This is a genomic window from Lysinibacillus sp. NPDC097868, from assembly GCF_044761135.1.
GTDB lineage: Bacteria > Bacillota > Bacilli > Bacillales_A > Planococcaceae > Lysinibacillus.
This window is the reverse complement of sequence record NZ_JBIWBS010000001.1, coordinates 779,480-801,346: the sequence shown is the minus strand read 5'-3', so window position 1 is coordinate 801,346 and position 21,867 is coordinate 779,480. Positions and strand designations below refer to the sequence as shown.

At 37.9% G+C, this 21,867-nt stretch carries 17 protein-coding genes; 3 read left to right on the top strand and 14 right to left on the bottom strand.

Annotation, left to right across the window (positions count from 1 at the left end; translation table 11 throughout):
- Nucleotides 1-17: 17 nt before the first annotated feature.
- The 4 genes from grpE to ACIQXJ_RS03725 all read right to left on the bottom strand — a co-directional run bounded on the left by grpE (nucleotide 18) and on the right by ACIQXJ_RS03725 (nucleotide 3,519).
- Nucleotides 18-584: a nucleotide exchange factor GrpE gene (grpE, locus tag ACIQXJ_RS03740; protein WP_401010578.1), complete on the bottom strand. Its 567-nt coding sequence runs from the start codon at nucleotides 582-584 to the stop codon at nucleotides 18-20.
- 17 nt (nucleotides 585-601) lie between these two features.
- Nucleotides 602-1,630: a heat-inducible transcriptional repressor HrcA gene (gene hrcA / locus ACIQXJ_RS03735; protein ID WP_340823604.1), complete on the bottom strand. Its 1,029-nt coding sequence runs from the start codon at nucleotides 1,628-1,630 to the stop codon at nucleotides 602-604.
- An 89-nt stretch (nucleotides 1,631-1,719) separates the two neighbouring features.
- Complete coding sequence (hemW, locus tag ACIQXJ_RS03730) at nucleotides 1,720-2,865, bottom strand: radical SAM family heme chaperone HemW (protein ID WP_403049798.1); 1,146 nt, start codon at nucleotides 2,863-2,865, stop codon at nucleotides 1,720-1,722.
- 252 nt (nucleotides 2,866-3,117) lie between these two features.
- The gene (locus ACIQXJ_RS03725) at nucleotides 3,118-3,519 is read right to left on the bottom strand and encodes a YhfM domain-containing protein (protein WP_403049796.1); all 402 of its coding nucleotides are present in this window, start codon (nucleotides 3,517-3,519) and stop codon (nucleotides 3,118-3,120) included.
- A gap of 479 nt (nucleotides 3,520-3,998) precedes the next feature.
- On the opposite strand from ACIQXJ_RS03725, the gene ACIQXJ_RS03720 reads away from it, so the two are divergent.
- Together ACIQXJ_RS03720 and rpoN are read left to right on the top strand one after the other, a co-directional pair.
- Entirely contained in the window at nucleotides 3,999-4,649 is a 651-nt protein-coding gene (locus ACIQXJ_RS03720; protein WP_403049793.1) for a hypothetical protein, read from the top strand.
- Nucleotides 4,650-4,825: 176 nt separating this feature from the next.
- Nucleotides 4,826-6,091: an RNA polymerase factor sigma-54 gene (gene rpoN, locus ACIQXJ_RS03715; protein ID WP_403049790.1), complete on the top strand. Its 1,266-nt coding sequence runs from the start codon at nucleotides 4,826-4,828 to the stop codon at nucleotides 6,089-6,091.
- A 132-nt stretch (nucleotides 6,092-6,223) separates the two neighbouring features.
- On the opposite strand, the gene hutH is transcribed toward rpoN, so the two are convergent.
- From hutH to hutU, 8 genes are all read right to left on the bottom strand, one after another.
- A complete protein-coding gene (gene hutH / locus ACIQXJ_RS03710) occupies nucleotides 6,224-7,729 on the bottom strand; it encodes a histidine ammonia-lyase (RefSeq protein ID WP_403049787.1) in 1,506 nt (501 codons plus the stop codon).
- 38 nt (nucleotides 7,730-7,767) lie between these two features.
- The gene (locus ACIQXJ_RS03705; protein ID WP_403049784.1) at nucleotides 7,768-9,084 is read right to left on the bottom strand and encodes a Na+/H+ antiporter family protein; all 1,317 of its coding nucleotides are present in this window, start codon (nucleotides 9,082-9,084) and stop codon (nucleotides 7,768-7,770) included.
- A 20-nt stretch (nucleotides 9,085-9,104) separates the two neighbouring features.
- On the bottom strand, nucleotides 9,105-10,274 hold the full coding sequence (locus ACIQXJ_RS03700; RefSeq protein ID WP_403049781.1) for a hypothetical protein: 1,170 nt from the start codon (nucleotides 10,272-10,274) through the stop codon (nucleotides 9,105-9,107).
- 12 nt (nucleotides 10,275-10,286) lie between these two features.
- Nucleotides 10,287-11,465 carry a M20 metallopeptidase family protein gene (locus tag ACIQXJ_RS03695; protein WP_403049778.1) on the bottom strand — a complete coding sequence of 393 codons (1,179 nt, stop codon included), beginning with the start codon at nucleotides 11,463-11,465 and terminating at the stop codon, nucleotides 10,287-10,289.
- Between the two features lie 16 nt (nucleotides 11,466-11,481).
- Entirely contained in the window at nucleotides 11,482-12,645 is a 1,164-nt protein-coding gene (locus ACIQXJ_RS03690) for a M20/M25/M40 family metallo-hydrolase (RefSeq protein WP_403049775.1), read from the bottom strand.
- Between the two features lie 15 nt (nucleotides 12,646-12,660).
- Nucleotides 12,661-13,926 (bottom strand): imidazolonepropionase, encoded by a 1,266-nt coding sequence (gene hutI, locus ACIQXJ_RS03685; protein WP_403049772.1) that lies wholly within the window; start codon nucleotides 13,924-13,926, stop codon nucleotides 12,661-12,663.
- A 12-nt stretch (nucleotides 13,927-13,938) separates the two neighbouring features.
- Nucleotides 13,939-15,291, bottom strand: a complete 1,353-nt coding sequence (locus tag ACIQXJ_RS03680) for a YjiH family protein (RefSeq protein ID WP_403049769.1) — start codon at nucleotides 15,289-15,291, stop codon at nucleotides 13,939-13,941.
- A 77-nt stretch (nucleotides 15,292-15,368) separates the two neighbouring features.
- Nucleotides 15,369-17,084: a urocanate hydratase gene (gene hutU, locus ACIQXJ_RS03675; protein WP_403049766.1), complete on the bottom strand. Its 1,716-nt coding sequence runs from the start codon at nucleotides 17,082-17,084 to the stop codon at nucleotides 15,369-15,371.
- A gap of 291 nt (nucleotides 17,085-17,375) precedes the next feature.
- Between hutU and ACIQXJ_RS03670 the strand changes: the two genes are divergently transcribed.
- A complete protein-coding gene (locus tag ACIQXJ_RS03670) occupies nucleotides 17,376-19,058 on the top strand; it encodes a sigma-54 interaction domain-containing protein (RefSeq protein ID WP_403049763.1) in 1,683 nt (560 codons plus the stop codon).
- Between the two features lie 347 nt (nucleotides 19,059-19,405).
- Here the strand turns inward: ACIQXJ_RS03670 and chrA are convergent, their stop codons facing one another.
- Together chrA and ACIQXJ_RS03660 are read right to left on the bottom strand one after the other, a co-directional pair.
- Entirely contained in the window at nucleotides 19,406-20,566 is a 1,161-nt protein-coding gene (gene chrA / locus ACIQXJ_RS03665; protein WP_403049760.1) for a chromate efflux transporter, read from the bottom strand.
- 100 nt (nucleotides 20,567-20,666) lie between these two features.
- The gene (locus ACIQXJ_RS03660) at nucleotides 20,667-21,533 is read right to left on the bottom strand and encodes a DUF4179 domain-containing protein (protein WP_403049757.1); all 867 of its coding nucleotides are present in this window, start codon (nucleotides 21,531-21,533) and stop codon (nucleotides 20,667-20,669) included.
- Nucleotides 21,534-21,867 lie beyond the last annotated feature (334 nt).

The following is a 21,867-nucleotide window of genomic DNA, read 5'->3' as shown; positions in this document are numbered from 1 at the left end:
TCTTAATGATGCTTTGATTATTCGTTTACAGATACCATCGTTGGGCGTAATACGCGATCCTTTAAAATATACCCTTTTTGCAACTCACGTAATACTACACCTTGTTCTTTTTCACTATCTTGTTCTTGCATTACAGCTTGGTGGACGTTTGGATCAAACTGCTCCCCTTCTGCTTTAATAACTTGCAAGCCTTCTTTTTCAGTTGCTTCCAATAGTGAGCGGTAGACCATTTCGATACCCTTTACGATTGATGTTGCTTCATCAGAAGTTGGTTCAATTTGCAAAGCACGTTCAAAATTATCTAATACCGGCAGTAAATCGGATAATAGGTTTTGTGCACGATATTTTTCGGCAGCCTCACGATCAAGTTGTGAACGACGACGTAAATTATCAAAGTCTGCACGCAAACGTAGGTGACGATTTTCCTCGTCATCTAGCTTCGCTTGCAACTCTGCCAGCTTTGCTTCATACTGCTCTTCCACTGTTAGTTCTACTTCTTGCGTTTCTGTTTGCTCTACAGTTGACTCGTTTTCAGCTTGTACATTTTCTTGTACAAGGTCTTTGTTTTCAGTTGTTTCAGTCACTTAAATCCTCCTCATTATCAATCACTACGATTCTTCGTAAAGGCTTGGGATAAATCCAAGCGCATTACTTCAAGCAAAGCAACAACACGCTTGTAATCCATACGTGTTGGACCAATAATTGCAATGGCTCCTTGTTGATCTTCACCTATTGAATAAGTCGTTGTTATGACACTACAGTTTTCCATTTCTAACTGCTTATTTTCCGAGCCAATACGAATATGAATACCCGATTCGTTCGGATGGAAGAGCGACTGCACTTGGCTAGTCGTTTCCATTAAGTCCAGAATCATTCGGACCTTATTTAAATCGTGGAATTCCGGCTGGTTGAACATATTTGTCTTGCCACCGTAGAAAATTTTACTTTCCGAATTTTGCATTGTAGCTGAAACGAGCGAATGGATAAAATCATCCGCAGATCGCACATGTTGTTGTAAAATGGCGAGTATTTCTATTTCCAATTTTTTATGAATTTCATCTAATGAAACACCAACTAAACGCTCATTTAAGATGTTAACCATTTTTTCTAGTTCAGCAGCGGTAAAATTAGGTGGTAAACTAAACATGCGATTCTCAACATGACCGTTATTCGTTACGATAATCGCTACTGCAGCATCACTTGAGAGTGGCACAATAGAAAAACGTTTTACTCGATGTCTTTGGACATCTGGTCCTAAAAGAATCGATGTATACGATGTCAGCTCAGATAGAATATTGGCTGACTTTCGGATAATGTGCTCTACTTCTACTAGACGTTCGTTGAATATCGATTGAATCTGCTGAATATCCCGAGAATTAATGCCCTGTGGATTCAACAAATGATCTACATAAAATCTATACCCCTTTTCCGAAGGCACTCGACCAGAGGAAGTATGTGTTTTTTCTAAAAAACCTAATTCCTCTAAATCCGCCATTTCGTTTCTAATAGTGGCTGGACTAAATGTAATCTCATGTTTTTTTGAGATTTGGCGAGAACCTACCGGCTGTGCAGACATAATAAAATCATCTACGATTACTTGCAATATCTGTAATTGCCGATTTGTTAGCATGATTATCACCTCTGTTAGCACTCAACTAAGAGGAGTGCTAATACTATTAATAAGTTATCAAATCCCACATTTTCTGTCAACGATATCGCTCAATCTTCTAGTAAAAATTGTTGAAAAACTTCATTTCCGACAAAACGCCCCTTGCGCGTAAGACGAATGCCCACTGTATCATGCTTTAAAAGACCTTCTGAAACTAGTTTATCAATAACTTGACCATAGCGGTTCATCATTGGCTCCTTAAATCTTTCTTCATATATAGCGTGTGCAATCCCTTCCGTTTTACGCAGTCCTAAAAACATTTGCTCTTCTCGCTGTTCTGTTTCCGTCACGATATGTTCCTGCATAATCGGCAAATCCCCTGCACTTACAGCATCCATATATTTTTTTAAAGGGCCGTGATTTGAATAACGTATACCATTTATATAGCCATGTGCACCTGCACCAAAACCAGCATATTCATCATTTTCCCAATATATTTTATTATGGATAGAAGCAAAATCAGTTTTGGCAAAATTGCTAATTTCATATTGCAAAAGACCATGCGATTGCATTTCTTGCATAAGAACCTCATACATATCCGCTTCTAAATCTTCCGTCGGTAAGCTCAGCTTACCTTTTGCATACTGGTTATAAAAAATCGTTTTTGGTTCTACTATAAGGGAGTACGCTGAAAAATGCGGTAGGTCAAGTGCAAACGCTTTTTCAAGTGAATCCTTCCATTGCTCCATTGTTTGACCTGGCAAGCCATACATTAAATCGATACTTATATTTTTAAAACCAACCTTTTTCGCGAGTGCAATTGTGTCATAGACATGTGCATTGCTATGTGTGCGGCCAATTTTTTTTAATAATTCTTGATTGAACGATTGCACTCCCATACTTAAACGATTGACGCCCCCATCAAACAAGGCATGCATCTTTGCCTCTGATAACTCATCTGGATTCGCCTCTGATGTAAATTCTGTCACACTGTCCATCGGAATATACGTGCGAATCAGTTTGAGCAATCTCGTCAATTGTTCTGGAGATAGAGCAGTAGGTGTGCCACCTCCAAGAAAAATGGTTTCAATTTGTTTAAAACTATGCGGATATTTTTTAGTAGCAAGCGCCATCTCCTTGCCAAGTGTTTCTATATATTCATCTACAGGTTGATTTTTAAAGTAAAACTTGTTGAAATCGCAATAGTTGCAGATTTGATGACAAAAAGGAATATGAATGTAAACACCTCGTGCCATAGCTATCCCTTCTTTCTAGTTGAGTTTTTCCATTTCCCCATTATAAACAAACGTTATGGAGAACGCCATGAATCCATCCAGATACATGAACAAACTGTAAAAACTTGTTTGTATGATGTTGATATAAACCTTCATTCATATGAAAAATCATGACCATCGAATTGATAGTATAAAAGAATCCATTAATGGTTACTTATTAGGCCATTCAAATAAAGGAAAATAGCATCTGGCAAAAGGTCTAGAAATCAAATTTTATTTAAGAAGATCTATTAACTGTTCCGTAATTTCTTCTGAAATGGCATAAGTGAAGTGTGTATCATTCACCTTCATTATGGTACTTTTTTGTCCTTTTTCCCCTAGCCATAGATGATAACCTTGCTTATTTCCGTCTATATAACTGACTTTTAAATCAAACTCAGGCTCAGCCATATCCGCTATTCCTTCTCTCTTAACAGCGGTTGAGATGGCATTGTTAAATATATCGAGACTGTCTTTGTCTTTATATACGGTAAAAAAATCAGCATTCACTTTACCGAAACCACTTGATTTAGAGATACTAACCTTTGAAATATTTACACTTTCATTTGATTGACATGCAATAACAATGACCGACAGGATACATAATGATAAAACACATAATATAAATTTTTTCATATATACTCCCTTATTCCCATTATTTTACTATCAATTTTATACGAAACAAACCTTTTTTACATTTATAAGTATTACTTTTTTATTCATAGCATCAAAATTGACCAAATTTATCGAACAACGTAAAATATAAATAGATTATTTCACCTATTCTGACATTTCAGGAGGGGTTTTAATAGATTAGTACCTTTAAACCTGGAGAACTTGTAAAATTTATGATGATTTAATCACTATTTTGTTTTAAAAACGCTCATCATATCTTCAATTCTCCATGCTCCTTGTTCTATAGTACTTTCATTTCCCCCTCTTCCGTCCAACAAATAAATCCTGATATCAAACCGATATAGAATTTAATATTTTCAAGTCCAAGTGTATATAGCCTGTTAATATTGTTGCGAAGTGAGTAACGTATACACAACTCAATAGGTGAATTTTTCCTTACATCAGCATATGGATACATCTAGCAAAAGGAGGATGAAAGCATGAAACGTCTTATGTGTAGTATGATTGCTCTTGCTTTTATTGGTGTAATTAATGTGTTTAGCATATCAACGTCCGCTGCTGAGCTTGCTTTATCACAAGAACAAAAAGAAAAATACTACCAGCAATATTTGAATGATTTACAAGACTTACAAAGCAAGTATATAGGACAAGAAGTTTTAAATGTCACTGTTGCAAACTATGAATATTTTGAAGAATACGGATGGATTGAGCCAGCACAATTCAAAACATTTTTAAATGAAGTGATGACAAGTAAAATTGTCTTGTCAGATGATGCGCATTCAAGTAGTCTTGCACGAAAAATTGTCACAAGTATTACAAAATCATTTAATGTAACAAATACAAATGGCCATATTATCGGACGAATCAATGCAATAGTTACGCCACAATCAGCATACGATAGTGACCGTGATGGAATGGTACTTACAAGTCCAGGGACAATTACAACTGCTAAAGGTTGGGGGGCGGGTTCTTGGAGCCAAACACATGCGGGCGTGTCGCATTGGCCTCAAGGTCAGCCATATACTTATTTCGGCTATAGTATTGCTGGCAACTACACTTACCAAGGTGTCGTTATCCCATTTACGACTAATTTTACGGTAAGCATCTCCAAAAACGGTGCATTATATTAAATGAGCATTATTTTACAGGACGGCATTATGCCGTTCTTTTTTATGTAAATTAATCTGCTATAAAAATCTTTGTATAAAAGTAAAACAGCAAAAACTAGTATATAGTTGATATTTTTCTGAAAATTCACTTAGTTATATGATATGATAATAAAAAGTGATAGACAGGAGGAATCATAATGGACCCTAGTTTAAAGTTACAGCAGCAACAGAAAGTGATGATGACACCTCAATTACAGCAGTCTATTGAATTACTACAATACAATGCCTATGAATTAGAGCAGTTTCTTAATGAACAACAATTAGAAAATCCATTCATTGACCTACAATCACCTGCTTTTCAGGAGAGAGTTTATAGTACTCCCCATAACTCATCTTCATCAATGCCAAACGAATTCTATACAAAAATGGCAGAACCAAACTATCGTGAAGAGTTATTACAATTAGCTACTCTCACTTTTGTAGGGGATGATTTACGACTTACCCAAACCGTAATTAAACACTTAGACAACAAAGGATATTCGCCCTTACAGCTTGGCAACCTTTCTGTACAACAGCATGATCGTGCCATTCAATTATTACAGCAAATTGGACCTCCCGGAGTAGGAGCACGTAATTTGCAAGAATGTCTTTTATTGCAAATTGAAGAGAAAGACCACGATTTGCAACAGCTTATCCAGAACGGTTTACTGCTATTAGCTGAACGGAAATTCCTAGCTCTACAGAAATCACTTCAGCTTTCAAAGGAACAATTGTCAGATTGTATTAATCGGCTACAACAACTAACACCCATACCATGTACGATGAGCCAAGAGAATGATACGTTGTATGTAACACCTGACATTATCGTTTTTATGGAAGACGGAACACTACAATTCAGCTTAAATGATGGCTCACTGCCGAAAGTTCAACTCAATGATAGCTATAAAAACATCGCTTCTTTTTTACCTAACTCTGAGCAAAAATATGTAAAACAACATTTTAAGCAATATAACTGGCTTATACATAGCTTACAGCAACGGCGACAAACAATTATTCAAATAATGTCCGTAGTTTTAGAGCATCAGCAAGCATTTTTCGTTCAAGGTCTATCTTCTTTAAAACCACTTACTTTACAAGACGTCGCAACGCAAATTGATATGCATGTATCCACTGTAAGTCGAGCAATTCGCAATAAAAGGATTCAAACGCCTGTTGGAACCTATTTGTGGAAAGATTTATTTTCTTCAAAAATAGACAACACGCAGGCGCAACATTCTCAAACTTCCATTTTGGAAATGATTAAAAATATTATTACAGCAGAAAATAAACAAAAGCCATTATCCGATCAAAAGATTGCTGAAATATTAGCGAGCTCCTATCAAATTCATATTGCAAGACGCACTATTAGCAAGTATCGCGAGGAACTAGGCATACAAGCAGCGAGCAAACGAAAGGAATTATAATGGACTACTTTAAACGGTATATTCAAAGTCTTTGGGAACGAATGAGAGAGTACGAGAACGAAAAACGTTCCCGTACTCTCCTTTTCCTTGAAATATACAAAGTGCCAGTCACCCAAACAATTCAAACAATTTTTACCCAATTGCTACAATATCATTACTATTTAGTAAATAGTTTGCCAGTGCCTCTGTTTCTTCCCCAATCGCTTTATCTCCTCTTAAAGGTGGACAGAATGATCGTACTATATCTAAATATTTACGTGTTGTTGGTGCTAATTGCTGCTCGGCTTGTTCCAAATAAATAGCTTGAGAAGCAGCAATTAATTCAATCGCAAGCACACGTGCACTATTATGCACAACCTGTCGCGCTTGCCTTGCCGCAGTTGTGCCCATACTCACATGATCTTCCTGATTCCCAGAGGTAGGAATGGAATCGACACTCGAAGGATGCGCAAGTACTTTGTTCTCAGAAACGAGTGATGCCGCAACATATTGCACGACCATCAAACCACATTCAAGACCTGGATCTGTTGCTAAAAATGGTGATAGCCCACTTAATTGAGGATTTACTAAACGCTCCGTTCTTCGCTCAGAAATATTGGCCCACTCCGCTACGCCTACTTTTAAAAAGTCCATTGCAAGTGCAATCGGCTGACCGTGGAAATGTCCTCCAGATAACACCTCACCATTTTCTAACACAATCGGGTTATCTGTCGTTGCATTTATTTCCGTCTGCAAGCGTTGCTGGACATAATCAAAACATTGCCAAGAGGCACCGTGAACTTGTGGCACACAACGTATCGAATAGGCATCTTGCATACGAACTTCACCTTGCAACGTTATCCTTTGACTGCCTTTTAGCCACTTTCGAATTCGATCACCAACCATAGCAATTTCAGCATGAGGACGCACTGCCAATAAATCAGCATCAAATGCGGAAATAATGCCCTGTAACGCTTCCATTGTTAGACATGCTGCCATATCGGCTACATAGCCAAGACGTTCCGCTTCCTTAATTGTCATTACTCCTATGCCCGTCATCGCCTGTGTCCCATTGATTAACGCAAGTCCTTCTTTCGCTTGCAGTCGGACAGCTGTTAGCCCTACTTTTGTCAATGCTTCCTGTCCTGACATAACGTGTCCATTTAATTCTGCCTTGCCTTCACCAATTAACACTAATGCGATATGTGACAAAGGCGCTAAATCACCACTCGCTCCAACAGACCCTTGGGATGGCACAATCGGATGCACATTATGATTAATTAAATCCACTAATAATTGAAGGGTTTCTTGCCGAATGCCCGAGTATCCTTTTGCTAAAGCATTGGCACGTAATACCATCATCGAACGAACAATGGCCGTATCCAATGGCACCCCAACGCCAACCGCGTCGGCGCGTAGCAAATTTAATTGCAATAATTCATTATCCTTTTCGGCAATTTGGACATCACTTAGTTTCCCGAAGCCTGTATTTACGCCATAAATAGTATGTCCATCCGTTAATCTTTTTTCAATTCTAGCACGACTTGCTTGCACTCTTTCTAAAGCACTCGGTGCAATGGCAACTTGAGCATATCCCCTTGCTATTCGATCAATTTGTGTTGTCGTTAATGTATGACCGTCCAACTGAATAACTTCCATTTAAAACTCCACCCCTTTAATTGTTACGTATCTTCCTTCTATAAAATCATTGCTGCGATAATGCCAAATATAAATAAAGGGATATTATAATGTAGGAATGTCGGTACACATGTATCCCAAATGTGATTATGCTGTCCATCTGCATTTAACCCTGAGGTCGGACCTAGTGTACTATCAGAGGCTGGAGAACCTGCATCCCCTAAAGCACCTGCTGTTCCAATAAGCGCAGCGGTTGCAAGCGCACTAAACCCGACTGTCGCGCACAACGGCACAAACACTACAGCTAAAATTGGAATCGTCCCAAAAGAAGTCCCAATTCCCATCGTTACAAGTAAACCGATAAATAATAAGAAGATAGCCGTAATAAGTTTACTTTGCCCTGTCATACCAGTCATTGCTTCCACAAGCTCCGTAATGGCATTTGTTTCTTTTAAAATCGTTGCATAACCTGAGGCAATTAGCATAATAAAGGCAATAACCCCCATAAGTTTGACGCCATTTTGGACCACTTCTTCACTATCTTTAATAAATACTACACGGCCAACAAACATAATGATAATGCCTGATAGTGCGCCTAAAACGAGTGAACTTAATGATAATTGAATGCCAAGTGCCACAAAAATTGCGACGATTGCTATCCATCCTTTAGCATCCAAAGTGGCCTTTTTATTTTCCTTCTTTGCTTGCTCATAATCTTTGATATCTTCTTCAAGCTGTTGATATTCTCGAGGCTTTCGATAAGAAATAAAGACAGCAATCACTAATCCAACGAACATGCCAATAGCCGGAATGGCCATCGCTTTCGGTATTTGACTTTGAACAATGGCCATCCCATTAGCTGTCATCTCATTGGCAATAATCCCTTGAAATATTAATCCATAGCCAACAGGAATCCATAAATAGGGCATTTTTAAGCCAAAAGTTAGGGCAGAGGCCAATGCACGACGATCCATTTTTAATTGATTAAAGAAAAATAAAAGTGGCGGTATCAATATTGGAATAAAGGCAATATGTACGGGAATCAGTGTACCTGATAAACACGCAATGATTGCCAACGCAAAGATTAAAATGTATTTATTCGGTTTTTCAAGTGACAATAATTTTTGTATAAGAATGTTTGCTAAGCCGGAATGCGCGATTAACGCAGCAAAAATTCCTAACAATATATAACTTAAAGCCGTCTCAGACTGACCGCCCATGCCACCAATAAAGATAGATATTGTTTCAGCTAGCGATAAATTAGCAACTACCCCTGCAACAATTGCCGCAATTAATAATGCAAATAACACGTGAATGCCACATAAACTTAAAACGGACAACACAATCACTGAGATTAATACAGGATTATCTAACATCTACATCCCCTCTGTCTGTTTTATATTGTTTTAATCAAAATACTCGCTATAATAACGCTTCCCAAGGTCACTGTCGTAAACCCTCCTACAAGCATTGGTGTTAAAATTTCATTAAAGATTTTTCTTTGCTCTTCTTCTGTTTTCCCAATGCTCCTACTTACTTCCTCACATACAATGTAATCACCTGGAAAGCCGAATGTAGACGTTAAAGCAACAGGAATCCCGAGAAAAGGATTAACCTTCAATAGCTTAGATCCTAATAATCCCCCTAACAAAATGCCAAGTACCCCTACGAATAGAATCGTTAACACAGCAGGTAACTTTTCAATAAACATTTCAAAAGTAATATCGTTCATCATCCCAATAACGATGAAAATAATCCCTGCCATCCCAACGGTAAAACTATTTGATTTCTCCATAACGCGCTCAGGATAAAATTTCACTAAACGACCTATAATGCCTATCGCCAATGCCCATAAGCTATACGGAATACCAGTCAATTTAGCTAATACAACTGCAATCGCACCACCAATAAACAACATAAACAGTAATACTAAAGGCGTTTGAAACTTTTTAGGGATCATTAATTGGTCATTATCTTCTTGATCAAAAGCAACATTGCTAGAGGCTATAAACGAACCACTTTTTATTTGCTCGTTAATCGATGTAGCATGTTTGCGTAACAATAAATTAGCTAGCGGAATACCAATTAACGACTGCAATGCCATAATTAATGCAGGGATGGTCAATAAACTGACAAACCCCAATTCTTTTATCCCCTCAGACGTAATTAAAACCGCAATAATACCCCCATTTAAAGGTCCCGTACCTGCAACCGCTGTTTGATAATCAAAAAGGACTGTCACAATCGTTAAAATAAAGAGTGAAGCAAAAAACATGCCCATTATTGCAATCAATACTACTTTCCATTGCGAGCGAATCATACGTAAAGGAATTAAAGTACCCATATGAACTAAAATAGGAGCCGTTCCTAATAAAGCGCCAACTGTTAAAAATGTCGAGTTTTCAAGTAAGTCTTTCGGAAATATTCCAAGCCACAATAAAATCAAATAGCCCATCATTGCCACAAACAGCATTGGCACTCTTGCTTTACTAATAACAGAAATGATTTCTCCTAGCGCAATGAGCCCTAAAATTATCATCGCTGCAATTACAGGTTCTTGAACCATTTAATCTCCCCTTTAACTATTCAATGTTAAAGCTGTATGAACAAAAAGTTTCAAGCCAATTGCTAATGAATCTTCATTAACTGCAAATCTAGGATGATGATGAGGATAATTTAATGTTTCATCGTCAAAAGCTGCTCCAATCGCGATAAATACACCAGGCACTTTTGTTAAAAAAGCCGAGAAATCTTCACCACCCATAAACGGGCCTATGTGTAAAATGGTCTCTGGAGTAAAATGCTGATGTATAACCTCTTCCACTACGGCAGTTAATTGTTCATCGTTTATGACTGAAGAATAACCATCGTGATATGTTAATTTATAATCAGCACCATGTGCAGCAACAGTATGTTGAACAAGCATTTCTATTTGTTGGGCGATACCTTCTCTCACTTGCTGCGAGAATGTTCGCACACTCCCACCTATTACTAAGCGATCTGGGATAATATTTTTGGCACTGCCCGCATGAAACTCTGTTACCGCTAGCACAGCTCGCTCTTGCGCATCAATTTTTTGCGGAATTATTTGATGTAATACATTCGTAATTTGCGACCCTATTAAAATCGGATTAATAGAATCTTGAGGCTGAGAAGAGTGCCCTCCCTTTCCGATTATTTCTAAGTCAAATGTATCTGAATTGGCTGTAAAAGGTCCTGCACAAATGCCAATTTTGCCTGTAGGAAGTGTTGAAAATAAATGCAATCCTACAATGTGATCTGCACCATCTACTACACCAGCTGCCACCATTTCTTTCGCGCCACCTGGGAATAATTCCTCTGCATGCTGAAAGATGAATCGAATTTCTCCTTTTAAGGATCGTTTCAACGTAGATAAAATTTTAGCAGCGCCTAGTAACATAGCAGTATGTCCATCATGTCCACAAGCGTGCATAACTCCAGCTACTTTAGAAGCAAATGGTAAATCTGTTTCTTCTTGAATCGGTAATGCATCCATATCTGCTCTTAACGCTAAACAATTTCCTGGCAAATGCCCCTTTAAAACAGCTAATACACTTGTCTTTGTTGGCCTCGTTACGACTAAATTCCCAAATGAAATTAACTGATTGTAAACAAAATCTGCGGTAGCATATTCTTCATACGACAGTTCAGGATTTTCATGTAAATATCTTCTCCACTGTAAAATTTGCGGTACCACTTGCTCAATTTCTTGCGCTACATTTAAAGTGCTTGACATTTAACACTCTCCTCCTTTAATTATTATGGCGCTCATACCACTGCTCAATTAATGCCGCTGTTAATCTACCAGTATTGACTAAGTTTTCTATACTAATATTCTCTCTGAAAGAGTGAATATTCTGAAATCCGTTTCCAAGCGTAATACACGTCAATCCATGTTCATTCAATACATTCGTATCTGCGCCACCCAATGTTTTCGTTAAATAGGATGAAACACAAATATTATCAGCCGCATTTTTTACAGTTTTAACGAGATCATCTTCCTCAGAAATATTAAATCCAAGATACTTTTCTTCAATGCGAACCTCGACAGTGCCTTGATATTTCTGTGCTGCTCTTTCCATCGCCAGTTGCATCTGTTTCAATTGTGCATCCAGCTTCTCCTTCGAAAAACTTCTTACTTCGCCACCAAGAGTGACTGAGCCTGGTATTATCGACGTAAGCTCTCCACCACTTATAATTCCTACATTTGCCAATGTTTCACTATCAATTTCCCCCAGCTCCATTGATAACAACCCTTCGGAGGCAATGACAAATGCATTATTTCCTTCGTCCGCATTTAACGCTATATGAGCGGCATTACCTTTCACAGTGAACCAAATTCTACTACTGTATGGACCTTGTAAAATGATTTGGCCAACATCCCCGCTACTATCAAAGATATAACCCTTTTTACTTTTAATCTTGTTATAATCCATATATTTTGCACCTACTAAACCTGCTTGTTCATTTACAGTTAAAATGAATTCAATCGGTCCATGTGGGATATTACTTTCATAAATGGCACGCATCGCTTCGATATAAGAAGCAAGTGCCGCTCGATCATCCGCCCCTAAAATCGTCGTACCATCTGAATAAATAATCCCATCCTTGATGATAGGCTTGAGGTGTTCTGTTGGTAACACCGTGTCCATATGCGTAGAAAAGAATAAAGGTGGAATGGTATCATCTGTTCCTGGATGCCAAGCAATTAGATTTCCAACTTCACCATTAAAATGTTCATGTGCTTCATCAAATGCTAATTGAAAGCCTAGCTTCGGTAACTCTTCCTTTAAATACGCCGCTACTAGACTTTCCTTGCTACTAGGGCCATTTATTTGAGCCATCTCTAAAAACAATTGCACTAACTTATCCTCATCTACATGTGACGCCGCTTTCGATGCAAATTCAATTGTCATTACTAGTTCTCCCTTCTAACTGAATGTACTTTCCATTGCCCATGACCCTTCACTGATGACAACTTGCCCTCTTTTGATAACCGTATCAACAATATTCGTCCCAAGTTCATATGCCACATGCTTATAATTTGGCACATCCCATATTTGAATATCTGCCATTTTTCCTATTTCTAACGTCCCTCTATCTGTAAGATTGAGAGCCTTTGCAGCCATTTTTGTCGCCGCCTTAATGGCTTCCTCTACTGAAAATTGATAAAGTCTACATGCTAAATTAATAACAAAGGACATAGAAGTTGTATAACAAGCAGGGCACATATCTGTTGCTAGCGCTATATGCATACCATTATCGAGCATTTTCCGAGCATCAAATGGTTTGTTATGGGCTACGGCAAAATCTAATGCAGGCATTAATACACCGACGACTCCGGCTTTCGCTAGTTGTACCATTACGGACTCAGGTGTGTAATTGAGATGGTCAATAGAAATCATTTTCATACGTGCTGCTAAATCTGATCCACCGATATACGAATAGGCATCTGCATGAATTTTTGGTAATAATCCATGTGCTAAGCCCGCTTGTAAAATACGCTCCGATTCAAGTTCAGTAAAATAGCCTTCATCACACCAAACATCACAAAACTCTGCTAAATTATGTTGAGCGACTTGCGGAATCATAACATCAACAATTTCATTCACATACTGTTCCTTTGTTAAATGATCTGGAATACCGTGCGCACCTAGAAATGTATTAACCACATCAATGGCTGTCTGGTCGTTTAAACGTCGACCTACACGTAAAATTTTCAGCTCACTTTCTAATGTTAAACCGTAGCCACTTTTACTCTCTACTGTTGTTGTCCCGTGTTTAAGCATCGTCGTTATTCGTTTTTTCGCTTGTTCCAAAAGCTCTTCCTCAGAAGTATCTCGCGTAAGTTCGATTGTTCGATTTGGTCCTGTCGTTATAGCAAGCTTTTTTAAATTATCTGCAATATTACCAGTGAGTTTTGCAGCGTACTCCTCTACTCGACTACCATGAAACACGAGATGTGTATGCGCATCAATATAGCCAGGAGCCACTACTTTGCCACTTGCGTCGATACTATTATTGTTATCAACAATATAGCGTTGTACAAGCTGTTGATGGCTACAAATATCAATGATTTTTTGACCATCAATAACGACTGCTTGATCGGTTAAAACCTGAAAGTCTTGCATGTTGTCGCCTGTACAAGGCAATAATTGTGCTGCATTTTGAATTATCATGTCTGGTCTTTTTAACACACGACCACTCCTTTACAATAGTAAATAGGCGATAGGCGTAACGATCATTAGCGTTAAAACTGTTCGTACAAACCATACTGCAATCATTTTGCCTAAAGATATGGGAATTTCCGTTGATAGAATACAAGGTATTAATGCAGAGAAGAAGAGAATAGCAGATATCGATAACGTTCCAACAATAAATCGCGTTTCTATAGCACTATCAACAGCTACAAGTGAAGGTAAAAACATATCGATTAAATTAATGACGGCCGCTTTTGCCACAATTAATGGCTCAGCTATTTGCAGTAAATAAGTAATAGGTACAAACAAATAAGCTGCATAATCAAATATAGGCGTGTTATTGACAAGCCATAAACCGATTAAGCCGATTGACATAATTGTTGGTAGTATCCCCATTGCCATCACTAAGCCATCTTTCACATTGTCCTTCATACTTTGCCACAGATTCGGCGCATTTTCAGCCGTCTGTAACGCCTCTCTCCATGCACACTGCAAACGCTTCTCCTTTACAATTTTCTCCACATCCCCATCCATCTGGTTGTAATAGTCCGTACTCATATTACGAATCGGCCAAATCCGAACACTAATGGCTGTTACTAAAAAGGTCACGAGGAAGGTCACCCAAAAATAAAGATTCCAAATATCCATTAAACCAAGTGTTTTTGCAACAACAATCATAAAGGTAACTGAAACTGTCGAAAATCCTGTAGCTATAATGACCGCTTCTTTTGTTGTATACTTTCCTTCCTTATAAATGCGGTTCGTAATTAATAAACCGATGGAATAGCTCCCGACAAAAGAGGCAACTGCATCAATAGCAGATCGACCAGGCGTTTTCCAAATTGGTCGCATAATTGGCTGCACTAAAATACCGATAAACTCCAGCAAGCCATAACCGACCAACATAGCTAGAAATATGGCACCAATTGGAACTAAAACACCGATTGGCGTAAGTAGAGAGTTGTACCAATAGGGTCCCATATCTGCAGCTAACAGCCAGCTCGGACCAATTTTGAAAACAACTAAAATGGAAGCAATAGCCCCCATTATTTTCAATGTAGAAATGACCATTTCGACAACCGATCGATTCCACGTTTTTTTATAAAAAGGGTAAACGGCGCCCGCAACAACTATGACTAAAATATAGTAAACAATAACTGACGAAAACTGCGTCCGGATAAAGGTTACTAAATGATCGAGCGGAATTGTCTTCTTACCATTTAAGGTAATAGAGATAAAGAACATGAAAATGCCGAACAAGCTAAAAGCAAAAAATTTGTAGATGGCTGATTTCTTATAATTAGGAGCTACGTCAACTAGAAGATTATCAAAATCCACAGGTGTCATATCTGCTTTTTTCATGTACATCCTCCTTTTTAACGAACAAGAGGCCAGCGTTACGCATTAGTTATTACACCAGCCTCTTTTTCACAAATACATTACACTTTTTCTTTTACTAAATCTTTCGGACCAAATGTAGCTGTTGGCTCCCACCATAATGGGATTTGAATACTTTCATCGGTTAATTTCCCTTTACCATTCGCTACATCTTTTGCTGTTTCATAGCCGGCTTGTGCATGACGTACAACCCCTATACCAGAATCTACTGTCATCGCTACTTCTAAGCGCATATCCGATTCCTCTGTTCCATCAGCAATCATCGTTACACCTGTATGAACAGCCTCACCCATTGAATAGTTAGCTTGAAGAGCGATTAAATCACACATACCAACTGCATTTAATAGGCCATTTAAAACTGGCCAGTCAGAAATTAAATCTCCGCCATCCTTCATATTTTCAGATTCAAACGTAGGATTGACTATGGAACCAGAATCTAAATTATCGCGGGAGAAGGCAACAGGTCCACTTAATTCCCCTCGGCGTATCATATCGTTAACTTCTAATGCGAACTTTTTACGCTGTCCAAAGCCCATATAACAAATACGAGCAGGTAATGCCTCTATCGGAATATGCTCCTTCGCTAACTTTATCCAGCGCGTAACAAGTAAATCATCACTAAATTTCTCTAAAATCATATCGTCTATTTTACGTAAATCCTCTGCTTCACCTGACATACAAATCCAACGGAATGGTCCACGTCCCTCACAGAATAATGGACGAATATATTCTGCTACAAATCCAGGTAAACGCTTCGCCTCTTTCTCATCAAATCCAGCATCAATACATTCTTTACGAATACTTGTGCCATATTCAAACGAGTGTACACCTTTATCAAGTAATGCTATTAATGCCTTCAGTTCGCGAATCATCGTATGGCGTGCTTTTTCTAAGTACGCTAGACGATCTTGATCACGTAGCGCATCTGCCTCTTCGACACTGTAGTCAGCTGGTAAATAGGCAATCGGGTCATGTGCAGGTGTCATAGATGTTGCAATATGTGGTAGGAAGCCAAGTTCTAATGTCTTTTCGAAAATATCTGCTGCATTACCTACTACCGCTATGCCAAGTGCTTCTCCAGCAGCCGCTTTCGTTTTTGCTAGTTCAATAGCCTCTTCTAATGAATCTACAACAACATCAATAAAACCCTTTTCAATACGGCGATTAATAATGTCGATATTGGAGTCACATAAAATAGCTACACCACCATGCATTGTCATCGCACGTGTCTGGTTGCCACCCATACCGCCTGCACCAGCAGTCAATAAAATTTTCCCAACAAGTGAATCGTTATAATGCAATCGCGCAATTGCCGAAAGCGTTTCAAACGTTCCTTGAATGACACCTTGTGTACCGATATATTCCCAAGGCGCCGCTGTATAATTAGCATACATTGTTAAGTTCTTTTCTTGTAAATCATAGAAAGTTGGCCAATCTGCCTTCATAATATTTGTCGTCGCCATAACAACAGTTGGTGCATATTTATGAGTTTTAAAAACAGCAACTGGCATCCCAGACTGCACAACAAGTGTTTCATCATCTTCTAAATTTTTTAAGGAATCTACAATGGCATGATAGGACTCCCAGTTACGAGCTGCTTTCCCAATTCCACCGTATATCACGAGTTCTTCAGGTTTTTCAGCATTTTCCATATTATTTTCTAGCATTCTTAAAATAACTTCTTGACGCCATCCTTTGCATCGTAGTGTATTTCCTCGCTGAGCCTTTACTGAATATAAAATTTCTGGTTTTGTCATTGAAAATTCCTCCTTTTTTGTGACTACACACTTTAATAATGCAAATAGCGTGCCAACTTTTAAAAACACTCAAAAAAATTTTATAAAAAGTGAAATTCAAAGCGTTTCCTAAATGATGTACATAAACATTCGGCATTTGCTATTGTCATGAAATGGAAAGTGACTGCAGATAATTTTTGCACCTCTTTAATTTTCTGTATATTGTTTCTATTCAGAAAATATTTGTGATACGATTAAGGACAAAGCAGATAAATTTTGCATGCAAAATAACGAGAGAAAGTAGGTTTTTGTATGATTAAGGAATTGCAGCGTTATACAGCATTTTTAGGCGCAAATATCATTGCACTAGACAACTCTTTCAAGGTGAAATGGTGGCATTTCAATGAAAGTATCTCGTTAAATATTCAAGTTGATATGCCAATAGAAATCTTTGCTGCCATTGATGTGACAAGCTTGCATCAGCCGCAACAATTGCAAATACAAGAACAGCTTCTATCTTTTACAATAGAGCCTTTTTATTTTCCAGAGCAATTTTTTATTGTTTCAGTAGAAAACTTAATAGATTTCCAGTATTCATTACAAAATAAAGTTTTTGTCCTAGAGGAAATTATTGAACATTTAGATGAAGGGATTATTGTGAGCAATGAGGATGGGGACATTATTTATTATAATGAGGCACTTGCTAAAATGGAGGAGCATAAAAAAGAGGACATGCTTGGCAAGAAGCTGTGGGATGCATACAACTATCAAGATCGTAGACTATCAGAGCATAATCATATTTTAAAAACAGCGAAACCAATTTATACGAAATACAGAGCTCATGCTTATTCAGAAAATGAACCTAAATTTGTAGGTTACAGTTCGTTCCCTATTCAAAAAGATAATAAAACAATCGGTGTTTTTTCAATTACACATACGGAAAAAAGCTTACGAAATCAATTACAACAAACATTGGATTCCAAACGTGAAACTTTGGAGGTACCGGAAGAGGTCAAACGTAATAACGGTACGATTTACACATTCCAAGATATAAAAGGAAACAGTCACGAGCTTCTTCAAACGATATCTGAAGCTAAAAATATTGCAAATTATAATACGGATACGTTAATTGTGGGTGAAACTGGTACAGGTAAAGAATTATTTGCTCAAAGTATGCATAATTTAAGCCCTCGCGTAACAAAGCCCTTCGTTGCGATAAACTGTGCTGCTATCCCTGTTACATTGTTGGAGAGCACGCTTTTCGGCTCGGTTAAAGGGGCATTTACTGGTGCTACAAATCAAGAAGGTCTTTTTGAATATGCAAAAGATGGGACACTTTTTCTAGACGAAATCAATTCACTACCAATGGAGCTTCAACCAAAATTAATGCGTGTCTTACAAGAACGTGCTGTGCGACGTGTTGGTAGTAATACCCTTATCCCAATTGAATGTACTGTATTTAGCGCATCTAATGAAGACCCTGAGCTACTAACTGTTGGCGAGCGAATGCGACTTGACCTATTTTATCGTATTGCTCATTCAAGTATATATATCCCTCCACTGCGGGAGAGACCTGATGATATACTTTTCTTTATCCAGCATTTTTTACATAAAAATGTGCTGAAATATATGAAGGCAAATATCACCATTAAGCCGGAACTGTATCAGATACTTGTTGCATACGATTGGCCAGGCAATGTACGTGAACTGGAGCATTTAATTGAAAACCTCGTAATACAAGCAAGCTCTGACAGCGATATGACAGAAGATATGCTGCCTCGATATTTAAAAAATAAAATATCAATAAAAGGAGCCCCTTCAAAAAAGCGCCCTTTTAAAGCACTCATGCATACAAATGAAGAACAGTACATTCGAAAAGTGCTGCAACAGTGTGATGGTAATATATCAGCTGCCGCGAAGCAATTAAATATTTCCCGACAATCTTTGCAGTACCACATGAAAAAACTAGCGATTCAAAAAGAAGAGCTTATTTAAAACAAAAAGAGAAAAAGTGTTAGATTGATTGCATTCAATCTAACACTTTTTGTTATGCCGTTGTTATCTACTACGGTTGGTACTTTCTGCGGGCACACTAAATTGTTTGAGTGACTGGCACCTACGGACACTCCGCAAGCCGAAACCCTGGCTGTAGCGCGGTCTGTTGCGTCTTACATTGCGTGCTTTATCGCAGGAGTCTACGTGGATTTTTACTTGGTAATTCATAAAATACATTGCTAACATGGAAATTGTTTGAGTGACTGGCACCGCCCTCCGATGGCGAGGGTCGATAGAAGATTCGCCACAATGTCAGGTGAAATCGCCACTACATACCAGTGGTGCTCTTAATAACATATAAGTCCAACAATGATCCCCATCAATACTAATAGATAAGGTGACCATGCCCGTTTAATGGACAGCCATAAAAATATGACTGCTAAAAGTAAATCTAATCCACTTTGTATTGTTTGCGTTACAATGGGATGAATAAAAGCGCTAGCTAAAATACCAACAACGGCAGCATTTGCACCTGTCATTGCGCCTTTCAATGCTGCATGTCTGCTCATGGAGAGCCAAAAAGGCATTGCTCCAACGATTAAAAGAAATGCCGGTAGAAAAATACCCAATGTCGCTACCGCTGCTCCTGGCACTCCAGCAATGACCATACCAATATAGGATGCAAACGTAAATAGTGGACCTGGCACTGCCTGAGCAAGACCATATCCTGCAATAAAGTCAGCGGAACTCATTAAGCCACTTTGCACAAACTGTGTTTCTAGTAACGGTAGCACTACATGCCCGCCACCAAAGACTAAAGCCCCTGCTAGATAACACTTTTCCAATATCATAAGCCATTCGTATTTTAAAAGTGCAGTAGCAATCGGTAAAGCGATAAGTAGTATGACATATAATACCAGTAAGAATCCACCTGTCGCTTTTGAAATTGGTACAGCTTTATTTGAAGAATCTGCATTTATTTTTGTTTGCTTAAATAGAAGAGATCCCGTTAAACCAGCCAATACAATGATAATTATTTGAGCAAATGGATTGCCCCATAATAGACCCGTTATAAGCGACAAAATTGCTAGAATTAGGTGTAGAATGCTTGGAATTAATTTTTTCGACATATCCCAAATTGCTTGTGCAACTATGGCAACAGCAACTAATTTCAAGCCATGAATCCAGTCCATATCCATCCTTGTATGCATGTAAAAATAGGCAAATAGCATTAATAGCAACACAGAGGGCAACGTAAACCCAAGAAAAGAAACTAAACTTCCTAAAAGTCCACCACGTAGTAGACCAATACCCATTCCGACCTGACTTGATGCAGGACCAGGGAGAAATTGACTCAACGCAACTAAATTACTATATTCTTTGTCCGTTAGCCATTTTCTCTTTTGCACATATTCATTTTGAAAAAAACCTAAATGGGCGGTTGGACCTCCAAAGGATGTACAGCCTAGTTTAAAGGACGCAAGAAAAATCTCTAACAGCTTTGGCAATCAGTTCAACTACTTTCCATGTTATATACAATCATATTACATGGAGAATACTTCATTATAAATTAAGATAGTGTAAAAATTAATTGATAGATTGTAAAATTCATTTTCCACGAATTTTGATAGCTGGCCCAAGTTCTATACCCCCTGTCGTAACAGGAATTAGCTTATACGTTTTATCTGATAAGTATCGTGCATCAAAGCGAATCCCCCACTTTGTATGTGCTTCATTTAATGTATAAGAAGAGTCATGACGCCATGTTTTTCCTGCCTCAGTTAAAATATTAAAGTCAATGGATTCATTCAATGTTTCCTTAGTTTCAAAATATACCGTAGTAGAAATCGGTGTAGAAACAACCTTATTTACTTTAATTTCTTGGCCGTCATTCAGCTCAATAGTTTTATTAACTGTAATTACTTTTCGATCCTCTTGTAATTGCTTTTGGGAAGCTTCGATTTCAAATGCCCAAGGCTTATCGATTGGTTTTTCCCAATTCCAATCGTTATAAAGAATTTTAAGTTGCAGTATTTCATCTTTCGGTAAATCACGCATCTTCACGCTGCTATAGATGGTATAGGTTGAGGCGGACTGTGCAATGGTCTGGCCCCCATTTCGAACCATATAATCTTGACCATTTACTAGTACTTGCGGAAAGAAAAATACTCGATAGTTGAAATTCATCCCTTTTGCTGGCTCAAATGTTGCATTTAGTAATAATTGATTATCATCAATCATCACCTCATTTAAGGTCAATTGTCCAAAATCATTTTTAGTTGTTTTACCTACAAGTGTTTTATAGGCTGAAAAATCCGACTTATCATTTTTATTAAAAATAGAGGAGACGAACCGACCACTTGCCAACAATACACCACCAACTACTAAAATACTTACTACAATCATCACCCATCTTTTACGTTTTCCACTTTTTTCAAGATAGTCAACTTCATGTACATGTGGCTCAACTGGCAATTAAACACCTCCCAATTCAAAATCTATCGACGTTATCTCCTATGGTTCATTGTAATAACGAGTTATGTATTATATAACCACCAACCCGCAATACAAAAAATTAGGGTGTTTCTCAGATAGTCTAAAACTAACCTCCAATTATACAAAATAGGTAAAAGGTATCATGAGAAAAACAGTAATTTATTATGTTATTTTTTCATAGCTAAAAGTATCTATTTTACATTTAATTATATTAAAAAAATATTAATAACTCATTTTACCAGGACCTTTGTTGCACCAAATAGTAATAAAAGTTAAAAAACAATATAAACTTCTGTTAGTAAATCATTCTTTA